Genomic DNA, 12449 nt, shown 5'->3' with positions numbered 1-12449 from the left:
TCATGACACTGCAGGTATCCACCCGCAAGCAGACGGCGTTCCTGCCGGGCTACCCGTCGTTCGCGCAGGAGCTCGCCGGGACGCTCGCCGCGCACTCCCAGTACGTCCTGTACGGCAACATCCGCGACCTGTACATGGTCCCGGACCAGACGGGGCGCGCGCCCGACGGGGTGCGGCCCGAGCCGCTGCTGGAGGTGCTGTGGCGGGCGCTGCGGCCCTCCGGGTACCGCTGCCTGATCGTCTCCGACCAGGTCGACGGCATCTCCGTGTACCCGCCCGACAACGCCGACGCCCGCGCGGCCGCGGACCAGCTGCTCGGCCGGACGATGGTCGGCAAGAAGCAGACCCTGGAACGGCTCCGGACCTGCATGGCCCGCGTGGTCGGCGGCTCGGAGCCACCGCCGATCAACGCCGACGCGATCCAGGCGGAGCAGAAGCAGGACGCGACGCCCGACAGCGGGGCGAAGCACGTGCGGGCCGCGTTCGTCATCGACTACGCCGCCCGCATCCCCCGCAGCCCGACCGGGCTGGAGAACGACGAGCGCGACTTCTTCCTGTTCGCGCAGAAACTCGCGGCGACCGCGGGCACCCGCCACGGCGGGCCACCGGACCGCACCATCGACCTGTTCAACCCGGTCATCTGGCTGACCGAGGGGGAACGGGACCTGCCGGCGTGGCTGGCGATGGGAATGGAGCGGGTGCGCACCATCGCGCTGGCCAACCCGGGCCTGTCCGATCGGACGGCGGCCGCCCGGTTCTTCGCGCCGATCGTCACCAAGAACGTGCCGCCGCCGAACGACCCCGACGTCAACCGCTTCGCCAAGCGCACCGACGACATGACGGTGCACGCGATGCGGGAGATCGCGCGGCTCGCCGCCGACCGGGCGATCCCGCTCGGGCAGATCGACGACGCGATCCGGATCTACAAGATCGGTGTGGACAAGAACCCGTGGCGCGAGGACACCATCCGGGAGCAGATCCTGCGCGGCCAGAAGGAGATTCCGGAGCTGATCTTCGGCCAGGAGGCCGCGGTCGTCAAGGCGTTCGACATCCTCAAGCGCGCCGCGCTGGGCCTGTCCGGTGCGCAGGCGGCCAGCTCCGCGAACCGGCCGCGGGGCATCCTGTTCCTCGCCGGCCCGACCGGTGTCGGCAAGACCGAGCTGGCCAAGCAGATCGCGACGATCCTGTTCGGCGACCCCGACGCGTACCTGCGCTTCGACATGTCCGAGTTCTCCGCGAGCCACTCCGCCGACCGGCTCACCGGCGCTCCCCCCGGGTACGTCGGCTTCGAGGCCGGCGGCGAGCTCACCGGCGCGATCCGGCGCAAGCCGTTCTCGGTCGTGCTGTTCGACGAGTTCGAGAAGGCGCACCCGCAGATCTTCGACAAGTTCCTGCAGATCCTCGACGACGGCCGGCTCACCGACGGGCAGGGCACCACCACCTACTTCACCGAGTGCATGCTGATCTTCACCTCGAACCTCGGCATCTTCCGCACCATCCCGAACACCAACCAGAAGGAGCAGCTGGTCTTTCCGGGCACCCCGCACGAGGAGGTGGAGCGGACCGTGCTCGCCGCGATCCAGGAACACTTCACCATGGTGCTCGGCCGCCCGGAGCTGCTCAACCGGTTCGGCGACAACATCGTCGTCTTCGATTTCATCAACGCCGAGACCGCCCGCGGCATCCTCGCCCAGCAGCTCGGCAACGTCCAGCAGCGGCTGGCCCGGGAGAACGGCATCGACCTGCGGCTGGGGGGCGATGCACTGCTGCGGCTCGACGAATGGTGCACCAGCGAGGCGACCCTCGCCAACGGCGGTCGCGGCATCGGCAGCGAGGTGGAGAGCAAGCTCATCAACCCGCTCGCCCGCTACCTGTTCGACAAGCAGGTCAAGTGGGGCACTGTCGTCGTCAGCGACATCAAGGCGGACAACGGCGTGGTCACGCTGATCGCGAGCCACGACTGATGAGCGGCGACGATCAGTTGTGGTGTCGCGTGTGCGAGCAGCTGCGGCCGGCCGACCTCATGTTCTGCCCCGAGCACTCCGGGGTCGAGCTGGTGGATCCGCCCGCGGCGGAAGGCGGCACGGGGCAGGAGCAGACGCAGGAGGAGCTGGCGTGTCCCGTGGACGGCGAGCTGCATCCGGCCGGCCTCATCTTCTGCCCCGACCATCACGGGGCAGAACTGGTGCCGCCGCGACCATCATCGGCGGCAGACGACAACGGACCACAGGACGGCGACGACAGCGAGCCGGACCAGCGGCGCACCGTCTGCTGGAAATGCGGCACCCGGGCGGTGGACGCCACCAATGACGCTTGCGCCAGGTGCCACGAGAGCCTGGTCCCACCCGCCCTGGTGATCGATTTCCCGGACGGCCCGGTGGTGCTGACCGCGCCGGGCATGTCCGCCGACCTGGGGCGGGCCGGCACGCACAGCCACGTCTTCGCGCGCTACCCCAACGTGTCCCGCTGGCACGCGACGGTCACGGTCGACGGCCAGGGCGACGCGTGGATCACGCCGAACCACGCGGCGCCGAACGGCACCTTCGTCAACGGCGACGAGATCGTGCACCGGACCGCGCTGGCCCCCGGTGACGAGCTCCGTTTCGCGGCGGGCGAGGGGGCGCGCCTCGGGCCGGTCAGCGACCGGATCCGGCAGCCGCGCCGCGAGCCGGAGCCCGCGCCCGGGTCGTGATGGTCACAGCGAAGCAGGACGCCGTCACCCGCTGGGAGAGCGAGTCAGGCCGCCCGTACACGGGCGGCCTGAGCTGAGGCGTCTACTTCGGGGTCGTCGGTGAGTCCAGCCAGGTGTTGATGAGCGTGGTGAAGTCCTTGCCGGTCTGCTGGTTGACGAAGGCGATGAACGACGCCCGGTCCTGACTGGTGCCGCGGTGCCGCTGCGCCCACTCGCGGGCGAGCGCGAAGAACGCGTCGTCGCCGAGTTGCTTGTGGATCTGGTGCAGCATCAGCGCGGGGCACATGTAGACGTTGCTCTCCGCGAAGTTCTCGGCCTTCGGGTTCCCGGGCGGGCCGAGCCTGCCGCGCAGCCGGCTGTCGACGCCGCGGGCCCACTCCTCCCACTGCTTCGCCGTGATCTTGTCCCGCTCGTTGGCGTACAGGTGCTGGGCGTACGTCGCCCAGCCCTCGTTGAGCCACAGGTCCTTCCACGTGGCCGGCCCGACCGCGTCGCCGAACCACTGGTGGGCGTACTCGTGCAGCAGGTCGTCCTCGAAGTACTTCGCGAACTCGGCCGGCTTCGTCGTGCCGTAGTCGGGGGTGCCCATGGTGATCATCTGCTGGGTCTCCATGCCCGACTCCGACGGCACCATGACCACGCCGGCGCTGGCGAACGGGTACGGGCCGAACCGCTGCTCCAGCCAGGCGAGCTGCTGCGGGCCCTTGCGCAGCGACGGCAGCAGCTTGTCGTCGACACCCTTGCGGAACCAGTACGTGACCGGGATGCCGCGCGGCCCCTCCGCTGTCTCCTTCTGGTACCGGCCGACCGCCAGGGTCGTCAGGTAGGTCGCGACCGGATCGGCGGACGCGTAGCGGAAGGTGGTGCCCTCCTGGGCTTTCGCGGTCCCGGACGCCACCGCGGCCCATCCCTCGGGCACCGTGACGGCGATGTCGTACAGCGCCTTGTCCGAGGGATGGTCGTTCGCCGGGTACCAGGTCGACGCGCCGTACGGCTCCTGCATCGTCCACAGCCCGCCGTCCTTGGTGACGGTCAGCCCGAGCGGCTCCACGTCCCCCCGGTGCGACGGCATCGGCACCGTGACCGGCGTCCCATGATACTGCACGACGACGGTGGCGAACGCGTCCTTCGCGACGGTGCCGGGCACCGTGAGGTCGTTGTCGGCGACGGTACCGGCGGCGGATGCCCCGTTGAAGGTCACACCGTCCACCGTGTACGCCTGCGAGAAGTCCAGCCGGACCGAGGTCAGGTCGCTCGCCGCCCGGAGCCGGATGGTCGCCTTCCCGGTCAGCGTCTTCGTCTCCGGCGCCCACGACAGCTCCAGGCCGTAGTGCAGCACGTCGACCCCGGCGTTGCCGTACGACGGGTAGAGCGGATCGGCGACGGGTGCCGACCTCCCGGCCGCCCAGCTCGCGTAGTCGGGCCCGGCGGGCGCCGAGCTGACCGGTGCGCCGGTGGTGGCGCCGGTGGACGGGGGCGTGTCGGGTGAGCAGCCGGCGATCAACGCCAGCACGGGTACCGCGAGAAGGAGGGGTCGACGCACCGCAAGATCGTAAACAGGCCACCGGTCCGCCCGCTGTCCCGCGAGGTGACAGACCTGTGGAGGTTCGGTGACCGTTCCGCCCGTCAGGTGCCGGCCCGACCGGCCACCGCCGGGCAGATCCCGCCCGGCCCGCGCTCCTCCTCACCCCGCCGGATCCGCTCCGTGCGCATCGCGAGCGCTTCGAAGACGGTGGATTGCGCCGCCGCCGTGCGTTCTCTAGTACAAAATATAGATATCTGACGATACCGTGGCACCCATGGTGACACTGTTTCCGTCCCGGCGCGCGATGATGCGCGCGCTCGCCGTCCTGGTGGGTGCCGCCGCCGTGATCGTCCCGGCGACCGCCGCGCTCGCGGCACCCACGTTCAAGGTCCCGTTCCCCTGCGGCCAGGTGTGGTCCGGCCAGACCCGCTCCGACCACAGCCCCGCCAACGCCATCGACTTCAACCGCGCCAACGACGACGGCGACCCCGTCGTGGCCAGCGCGTCCGGCACCGTCGACCGGGTGACCGACCTCGGCGGCACCAGCTACGGCAGGTACGTCCGGATCGACCACGGCGGCGGGTACACCACCTACTACGCCCACCTGAGCCGCTTCAACGTGTCCGTCGGCCAGACCGTGCGGTACGGCCAGGTCATCGGCTACGTCGGCACGACCGGCGGCTCGACCGGCCCCCACCTGCACTACGAGCAGCGCTCCGGCGGCACCGCCGTGAAGATCAGGTTCAACGGCACGCAGGCGCTGTACTGGGGCACGAAGAACTACACCAGCGACAACGGCTGCACGTCCGGCGCCGGCAACGGCACGGTGAACACCTCCGGCACGCCCCTGACCGTCCGGTCCGGCCCGGGCACCAACCACTCCCCCGTCGACACGGTCGCCGACGGCGCGCGGGTGACGATCGCCTGCCAGACGACCGGCACGACCGTCGACGGCACGTACGGCACCAGCAACATCTGGGATCGCATCGGCTCCGGCCGCTACATCGCCGACGCCTACGTCCTCACCGGCTACGACGGCTACATCCCCGGCGTCCCACGCTGTTGACGGCGACCCGGCACGCTCCGGCGTGCCGGGTGGTCGCACGCCCCCGCCGACCGGGGCCTCAGCCGGCGGGGACCATCGGGAACGACTCCGCGGCAGGGCACGGGTCCGGCCCGGCGAGCGGGATCTCCGCGGTCAGCGTCGTTCCCTGCGCCGGCGGGCTGACGACGCTGAACCGGCCGCCCAGCGCCTCGACCCGGTCGCGCAGGCCGACGAGCCCCGTGCCGCCGTCCGGCTTGGTCCCGCCGACACCGTCGTCGCAGACCGACAGCCAGGCGCGCCCCTCGTCCGCGCCCACCGTGACGTAGGCGACCGACGCCTGTGCGTGCTTGGCGACGTTGGTCAGCGCCTCCGAGACCACGTAGTACACACCCACCTCCACCCGCTCGGGAAGCCGGTCCGGGACCTGCAGCCGCAGCTCGACCGGCACGACGCTGCGCCGGGCGAGCGTGCGCAGCATCGGGCAGATCCCGCCCTGGCTCAGCAGGGCCGGGTGGATACCGCGGGCGAGGTCGGTCATGCTCTCGTGGATCTCGGTGAGGCTCCGGACCGTGTCGGACAGCAGGTGCCGCACCTCCCGCGGGTCGTCCGATGCCAGGTCCTCCGCCATGCGCAGCCGCAGGGCGAGCGCGACGATGCGTTGCTGCGGCCCGTCGTGAAGGTCGCGTTCGATGCGGCGCCGTGCCTCGTCCGCCGCGGCGACCAGCCTGCCGCGGGACGCGATGAGGCGCCCGCGGTTCTCGGTGTTCGCGATGGCGGTGGCGACGAGCTCGGTGAAGGCATGCAGGCGTCGCTCCGCGTCGGCGGGCACCGGCTCCGGCCTGGCGGACAGGACCAGCGTGACCCCCCAGAGCTCACCGTCGACCACGATCGGCACGCCGAGGCCGCGGCGGAAGCCGCGGGCCCGCAGCTCCACGGCGATCGGCCCGGTGGCGGAGTCGTAGTCGATCCGCGCCGTGCGGCGGGTGCGCAGGATCGTGCTGACGATGTTCTCGCCCGCGATGGGCAGGCTCGGGTATTCGGGCAGCAGCCGCCCGTCCGTGTCCCGCTCCGAGACCGCCGCGACGGTCTGGTCCGGCTCGTACCGCAGCAGCGCGGTGTGGAACCCCCGGAACAGGCGGTGCAGCTCGGCCGTCACCGCCGCGAAGACCTCTCCGGGCGGCCCGCCCGTGGCGACCAGCGTGGCCACCCGCCGCAGTGCCGCCTGCTCGGTCAGCAGCGCCTGGGTCGCCTGCTGGCTGGCCCGGAGGGTGCCGATGAGCTCCTGGCGGTCCACGGCGGTGCGGACGGTCTCCTCCAGCGCCGGGCCGAGCCGGTCGCGGAGACGGTGCAGCGTCGCCGGCGGGGTGTCGTCCGGGACGACGAGCCGCAGCAGCCGGCGCCCCCCGGCGGGTTCGAGCACGGTCGTGCCGGCGACCTCGGCAGGGCCCGGCGCGGCGCCTGCCTCGATCGACACGTGGGAGAGCCCGAGCCGGGCCGCCAGGCACTGCGATCCGGCCCGGAGCCCGGACGCCAGGTCGTCCCGGCCGTGGACGCGGTGAGCGACCTCGGCGGCGATGTCCGCCTCGTCCGCCCGCTCCTGCGCCTCCAGCGCGCGCTCCCGGGCAAGGTCGGCCAGCCCGCCGCTGGCCAGCGCTATGATCCCGAACACCAAGGCCCGCTGGAGGTCCTGCGCCGCGGTCAGGTGCAGCCCGCTCGGAGGCATGTGGACGAAGTTGAACACCACCGCGCTGGCCAGCGCGACACCCAGGCCGAGCCGGGCGCCCCACACGGTCGTCAACGCCACCACGCCGAGCATGTACACGACGGCACTCGGCTGCCCCTGCGGGTGAGCGGCATGCAGCAGCCCGACCACGACCGTCTCGACGGCGACGACCACCACCGCGACGGCGATGCCGATCGCGAGCGGCGGCGGCGGGGTCGGCAGCAACCACGTCATGAGCCGATGCCGGACAACGCTGGTCACGGTCATACGGCCTCCCGGTCGGCGAGGTCCTGGGTCCGGGACCGGGCCGGGCCCGCGCCGGTCCGACGTGCACACGTCCGACCGTTCGCCTTGCCGGCGACGGTCAACACCACCCGATGCGGGTGACATCGCACCACCCGCTCCGGCGCACTTCGGCCCCTCACCGCCCGGCACCCGCACCGAGCCGGACGACCTCACCCCCTGCCCCGGCCGGAGGCGGGTGACCACCGCTGCGGCGGAGCGGGGAAGCCCACCGCGCCCAGGCAGGTGGATTCCGGCCGGAAGGCTTCGTCGGGCGCCGCTGACGAGCCCGTACGATGGCGGCGGCCGGCGCCCCCACCTGGGGCGCCGGCGGCGGACCGGCCTGTTACCAACGGATGAATACGAAGGGTTGTGGCAGATCTCCGACACCGCCGCGCCCCTGCGGGCTGCCACCATTCGGACCATGGGACGGTGGGGGGCGCGGCCGGCACGGGTGGGGCTCGCCGTCCTGCTCCTCGCGGCGTTCCTGCTCACGCCGCTGGCCAGGGCGCAGTCGGCGCATCTGGCGCTGGGGCACCCAGACAGCCCGTCAGCGGCGGCCGGGCACGACCATCACGGCGCCGCCGGCGAGCACTCCCATCAGCACCACCACAACGTGCTGCACACCGCCGGGGCCCCGACGCAGCCGCAGCAGCCGAAGCTGCCCGCCGGCTCCGAGACCGTCACCGTGGTGCCGGCCGGCGTCGTCGCCGAGCCCGCACCGCGGACGACCCAGGGCCGGGACACCGGCCGACCTCGGCAATCGCACCTCCAGGTGTTGCGGATCTAGGCCGGACACGGCGCTCGCGACGTGTCCTGACCGGCCCCACACACCTGGAGCTCCCACATGCCCGCAACCGCCGACCGGCGGCCGACGCACCATGTCCCCGAGGCCCCCGACACCGCAACCCACACCGACAACCACGCACCGGTCGCCCCGCCGCGCGGCTACCGGCTCGCCCACGGCAGCCTCGCGCAGCGGTGGAACGGGCGCGACAACGGCATCGGCGCCATCCGGCTCGGCCTCGCCGTCGCGGTCGTCGTCGCCCACGCCACATCCCTCGGCTTCGGCTGGGAGGACCTGGGGCAGAGCCTGTTCGCGGGCCAGACCAACGTCGGCACCCTCGCGGTCTTCGGCTTCTTCGTCCTGTCCGGCCTGCTCATCACCCGCTCCGCCGCGCACACGAGCGTCGGGCGGTTCGCCTGGCACCGCGCGCTGCGCATCCTGCCCGGCCTGTGGATGTGCCTGCTCGTCACCGCGTTCGTCGCCGCGCCGGTCGTCGCGCTGCACCAGCGGGGCACCCTCGCCGGGTTCTGGGACGGTCCGAAGGGTCCGCTGCAGTACGTCGCCGGCAACTGGTTCACCGGTGTGCGCCAGTACGGCATCCAGGACCTGCTCGCCGACACCCCCTGGGGGCGGGAGATCGGCGGCACCAGCGTCTTCGACGGCGCGCTGTGGTCCCTCGTCTACGAGTCCACCTGCTACGCGGTCCTCGCGGTGCTCGCGGTGACGGCGGTGCTGCGCCGGGCCCGGTGGCTCGTGCCGGCGATCGCCGCCGGGCTGTACGGCTGCGTCGTCGCCGACCAGATCCGCGGCTGGACCCTGGAAGGGCCGCCGGCGCAGCACTACGGTGCGATCGTCCCGCCGCTGGTCGGCAGCGTCTCCGTGCAGTGGCTCATCTACCTCGGCGCGCTGTTCCTGACCGGCGCCACGATCGAGCTGTACCGCGACCGCGTCCCGATCCACGACGGCCTCGCCCTCGCCTGCCTCGTCGCACTCACCGGGTCGCTGCTGCTGGGCGGGTTCTTCGTGGCCGGCTTCCCCGCCCTTGCCTACCTGCTGGTGTGGGCCGCGGTCCGGGCACCCCGGCGGCTGCGCCGCGTCGGCGCCGTCAACGACTACTCCTACGGCATCTACATCTACGGCTTCCTCGTCCAGCAGCTGCTGGCCACGTTCGGCGGCAACCGCTGGGGCTACCTGCCCTACACGGCGCTGAGCCTGGCGATCACCGGCGCCGTCGCCTACGCGTCGTGGCACCTCGTCGAGCGCCGCGCCCTGGCGCTGAAGCACTGGCGGCGACGCGTGCCGGCGAGCATCGGCGGTGCGTGACGGCGGGCAGCACCCTGCCGCTGTCAGTCGTGTTCGGGTGCTCCGGTCAGGTGATGGTCGGCCGCGTGGAACACCTCGGTCACGAGCCGGCGGACGTGACCGCCGGCCGCCCGGTACAGCACGCGCCGGCCGTCCCGGCGGGTGTGGACCAGGCCGGCGAGGAGCAGCTTGGCGAGGTGCTGCGACACCGCGGGACGGGCGGCGCCGACCGCCGCGGTCAGCGTGCTCACGTCCTGCTCGCCGTCGCGCAACGCCCACAGCAGCCGCAGGCGGGTCGGATCGGCGAGCATCCGCAGCGCCGTCACGGCCGCGGCGACCTGCTCGTCGGTCGGCGTGGGATCGTCAGGTGCATACACGGGCACGCATTGTACCTACCGGTGGTGGGCGACAGCGGCGTGCGCGTCGGCGGTGTCGGGGTCGGTGTGGATGGTGGCCGCGGTGAGGCGGGGCACGGCGTGCAGCAGCCGGTGCTCGGCCGCCAGGGCGATCACGTGCGCCTCGACGACCGTCAGGGTGTCCGCGACCACGACATCGGTCTCCGCGTGGAGCCGGTGGCCGACCCAGCGCATCCGCAGCGCGGCGACCCTCCGCACGCCGGGAGTGCCGGCGAGGGCCGCCTCGGCGGCGTCGACCAGCGCGGGGTCGACGGCATCCATCAGCCTGCGGTACACCTCCCGCGCCGCGTCCCTTCCCACGATCAGGATCGCGGCCGTGATGGCGAGGCCGACGACCGGGTCGGCCCACCGCCATCCGAGGGCCACGCCGCCGGCGCCGAGCAGCACCGCCAGGGAGGTGAACCCGTCGGTGCGGGCGTGCAGGCCGTCCGCGACGAGCGCCGCGGAGCCGATCTTCCGGCCGACGCGGATGCGGAGCCGGGCGACGACCTCGTTGCCCGCGAAGCCGATGACCCCCGCGGCGGCCACCCAGGGCAGATGGGTCACGTCGGCGGGGTTGAGCAGCCGGTCGACGGCCTCGTAACCGGCGAAGGCGGCCGACGCGGCGATGGTGAGCACGATGAGGATGCCGGCGAGATCCTCCGCGCGGCCGTAGCCGTAGGTGTACCGCCGGTTGGCGGCCCTTCTGCCGACGATGAACGCCACGCCGAGCGGCACGGCGGTGAGCGCGTCGGCGATGTTGTGCAGCGTGTCGCCGAGCAGCGCGACCGAGCCGGACACCAGCACGACCACGACCTGCAGGCCCGCGGTGGCGCTGAGGACGAGCAGCGAGATCCACAGCGCGCGGATCCCTTCCCTGGAGGACTCCAGCGCGCTGTCGACCTTGTCCGCGGCGTCGTGCGAATGCGGTGTCAGCAGGTGCCCGACGCGATGCCGCAGCGTCGCCCGGCGAGAACCCACCTGGCCGCGCCCGGGCCCGTGCGCGTGGCCGGGCCCGTGCGCGTGGTCGTGGCGCTCCGGGTCGCGTCCGCGCTCATCGCTCATGCCTCGCATGATAGGTGCTCATGTACGCACGCGACAACGTTGCAACTGCCAGCCGTGTGCAACTGCCGGACGCTGCGTCACGCACGGCAACGGGACGACGGCCCGGTCGTCAGCCTGGGCGGCGGGCTCCCATGTACGGCATGGTGTCGATGCGGGACATTCTGACCGGCACTCCCGCCCGGGATGCGTGGACCATCAGGTTGTTGCCGACGTACATGCCGACGTGGTGCAGGTCGCTGAAGAAGAAGACCAGGTCACCGGGGCGGAGGTCGGCCTTGCCGACCGCGCTGCCCTGCTTCCACTGCGCCCCGGTGTAGTGCGTCAGCGACACCCCCGCGGCCTTCCACGCGTACTGGGTGAGCCCGGAGCAGTCGAACGTGCCGGGCCCGACGGTGCCGAACACGTACGGCTTGCCGATCTGCGCGCAGGCGGTCTTGACCGCGGTGCCCGCCGCGCCGCCGATGTACACGGCCGGACACTGACCGATGTAGAGCGCGCTCTTGGGCACGTCGGTCGCGCCGAGCTGCCGGCGCAGCACCTGCAGCCTGTCGACCTCGGCCTGGATCGACTTCTTGCGGGCGGCGAGCTCGGTCTCCTGCGCCTGCTGCTGCGCGACGAGGGCGTCGATCTTCTCCTTGTCCGCGGCATACCCGTCGCGCAGCTGCGCGACCTGCGAGATCTGGTCCGCGCTGGCCTTCGCGAGACGGTTCAGCGTCGCCAGCTGCTCGGCGAACGTCTGCGGCGAATCCGTCGACAGCAGCACGCTGAGCACCGACGCCCCGCCGTACTTGTACTGCCGCGCCGCCATCGCCCCGACCTCCTGCATCGCGGCGTCGACCTGCCGCTGCAGCGGCGCGAGCGTCTCGTTGAGCGTCTTGGCCTTGCCCTGGTTGGCCGCGAGCCGGCTGTGCAGGTCGTTGTACTGCTCGATGACCGGCTCCAGCTTCTCCCACGCCTCGTCGAGCTGCCGCTCGATCTCCGGCAGCGACGGCTCGGCGTGGGCCGAGACCGAGGGCGCGAGTCCGACGAGGGCCGCGACGGCGACGACCAGCGTTCTGCGAACGATCGAGAACGTGCGGTTACGGTCCACCGAGGCGACGCCCTTCCTCCAGCTGCCGCCGCCTCAGCACCACGGGAGGGAGAGACCGGCGACCGAGACGGTTCGCGGCCAACCGTAGAGAGACCGGCAACCACAATCAACCCGCACGCCGATCTCCTTCACTCCGCAACCGGACCACTACCGGCGGTGGGTCCTACGAAGGATCGGACTTCCGGCGGATCCAGGGAGCGGGCGCATCCCGCGACGGCGGGTTCATGCCCGCTCCCGGCCCGGGGAGATGTGTGGACCGGGAGCAGGCATAGGCCGGCACACGGCCTCGGGTCACAGCGACGAAACTCCGGGGCCGTGAGGCGAGCCGGCCGTGCGGCGCAGGACAGCACTGACGCCGACGCCGCAATACTATGATGATTAGTAGATCCCCGCCACATCCGGCGGGCCCTCGGCCGCGACGCCACCGGCGGGGAATCCCGGGGCGTCGCGGTGTCGCGGGGGTCAGTGTCCGGCGATGGCGGGGCCGTGGTCGCCGGTGGAGATCTGGGTGCCCTGGGCGAAGGTGGTTTCGAACTGGGCGCG

Annotated in this window: 10 protein-coding genes; 5 read left to right on the top strand and 5 right to left on the bottom strand. The window is 72.3% G+C overall.

All coding sequences use genetic code 11. The annotated features are described in order from the left end of the window. The first annotated feature begins 2 nt into the window (after positions 1-2). Complete coding sequence (locus ABZS58_RS30665) at positions 3-1964, top strand: AAA family ATPase (protein WP_354786707.1); 1962 nt, start codon at positions 3-5, stop codon at positions 1962-1964. Then, the gene (locus tag ABZS58_RS30660; RefSeq protein ID WP_354786706.1) at positions 1964-2692 is read left to right on the top strand and encodes an FHA domain-containing protein; all 729 of its coding nucleotides are present in this window, start codon (positions 1964-1966) and stop codon (positions 2690-2692) included. Before ABZS58_RS30665 ends, ABZS58_RS30660 begins: the two co-directional genes overlap by 1 nt. 82 nt (positions 2693-2774) lie before the next feature. Here ABZS58_RS30660 and ABZS58_RS30655 read toward each other — a convergent pair whose 3' ends face one another. Continuing rightward, positions 2775-4235 carry a M1 family metallopeptidase gene (locus ABZS58_RS30655; RefSeq protein ID WP_354786705.1) on the bottom strand — a complete coding sequence of 487 codons (1461 nt, stop codon included), beginning with the start codon at positions 4233-4235 and terminating at the stop codon, positions 2775-2777. A gap of 256 nt (positions 4236-4491) precedes the next feature. Between ABZS58_RS30655 and ABZS58_RS30650 the strand changes: the two genes are divergently transcribed. Continuing rightward, complete coding sequence (locus ABZS58_RS30650; protein WP_354786704.1) at positions 4492-5283, top strand: peptidoglycan DD-metalloendopeptidase family protein; 792 nt, start codon at positions 4492-4494, stop codon at positions 5281-5283. Positions 5284-5341: 58 nt separating this feature from the next. On the opposite strand, the gene ABZS58_RS30645 is transcribed toward ABZS58_RS30650, so the two are convergent. Continuing rightward, entirely contained in the window at positions 5342-7219 is a 1878-nt protein-coding gene (locus ABZS58_RS30645) for a DUF4118 domain-containing protein (RefSeq protein ID WP_354786703.1), read from the bottom strand. A 472-nt stretch (positions 7220-7691) separates the two neighbouring features. Between ABZS58_RS30645 and ABZS58_RS30640 the strand changes: the two genes are divergently transcribed. Beyond that, complete coding sequence (locus ABZS58_RS30640) at positions 7692-8057, top strand: hypothetical protein (RefSeq protein WP_354786702.1); 366 nt, start codon at positions 7692-7694, stop codon at positions 8055-8057. Between the two features lie 57 nt (positions 8058-8114). Further along, positions 8115-9377 carry an acyltransferase gene (locus tag ABZS58_RS30635; RefSeq protein WP_354786701.1) on the top strand — a complete coding sequence of 421 codons (1263 nt, stop codon included), beginning with the start codon at positions 8115-8117 and terminating at the stop codon, positions 9375-9377. 23 nt (positions 9378-9400) lie between these two features. On the opposite strand, the gene ABZS58_RS30630 is transcribed toward ABZS58_RS30635, so the two are convergent. The 3 genes from ABZS58_RS30630 to ABZS58_RS30620 all read right to left on the bottom strand — a co-directional run bounded on the left by ABZS58_RS30630 (position 9401) and on the right by ABZS58_RS30620 (position 11906). Beyond that, positions 9401-9733 carry a metalloregulator ArsR/SmtB family transcription factor gene (locus tag ABZS58_RS30630; RefSeq protein WP_354786700.1) on the bottom strand — a complete coding sequence of 111 codons (333 nt, stop codon included), beginning with the start codon at positions 9731-9733 and terminating at the stop codon, positions 9401-9403. A gap of 15 nt (positions 9734-9748) precedes the next feature. After that, entirely contained in the window at positions 9749-10816 is a 1068-nt protein-coding gene (locus ABZS58_RS30625; RefSeq protein WP_354786699.1) for a cation diffusion facilitator family transporter, read from the bottom strand. Positions 10817-10925: 109 nt separating this feature from the next. After that, the gene (locus tag ABZS58_RS30620) at positions 10926-11906 is read right to left on the bottom strand and encodes an NlpC/P60 family protein (RefSeq protein WP_354786698.1); all 981 of its coding nucleotides are present in this window, start codon (positions 11904-11906) and stop codon (positions 10926-10928) included. Positions 11907-12449 lie beyond the last annotated feature (543 nt).

The sequence above is a fragment of the Dactylosporangium sp. NPDC005555 genome (assembly GCF_040605635.1).
GTDB lineage: Bacteria > Actinomycetota > Actinomycetes > Mycobacteriales > Micromonosporaceae > Dactylosporangium.
This window is presented reverse-complemented; position numbering and strand designations above follow the sequence as displayed.

What these genes read in the sequence shown, in the direction of transcription:
- ABZS58_RS30665 (WP_354786707.1), top strand. Translation starts at nt 3, where the DNA reads ATGACACTGCAGGTATCCACCCGCAAGCAGACGGCGTTCCTGCCGGGC.
- ABZS58_RS30660 (WP_354786706.1), top strand. Translation starts at nt 1,964, where the DNA reads ATGAGCGGCGACGATCAGTTGTGGTGTCGCGTGTGCGAGCAGCTGCGG.
- ABZS58_RS30650 (WP_354786704.1), top strand. Translation starts at nt 4,492, where the DNA reads ATGGTGACACTGTTTCCGTCCCGGCGCGCGATGATGCGCGCGCTCGCC.
- ABZS58_RS30645 (WP_354786703.1), bottom strand. Translation starts at nt 7,219, where the DNA reads ATGACGTGGTTGCTGCCGACCCCGCCGCCGCCGCTCGCGATCGGCATC.
- ABZS58_RS30640 (WP_354786702.1), top strand. Translation starts at nt 7,692, where the DNA reads ATGGGACGGTGGGGGGCGCGGCCGGCACGGGTGGGGCTCGCCGTCCTG.
- ABZS58_RS30635 (WP_354786701.1), top strand. Translation starts at nt 8,115, where the DNA reads ATGCCCGCAACCGCCGACCGGCGGCCGACGCACCATGTCCCCGAGGCC.
- ABZS58_RS30625 (WP_354786699.1), bottom strand. Translation starts at nt 10,816, where the DNA reads ATGAGCGATGAGCGCGGACGCGACCCGGAGCGCCACGACCACGCGCAC.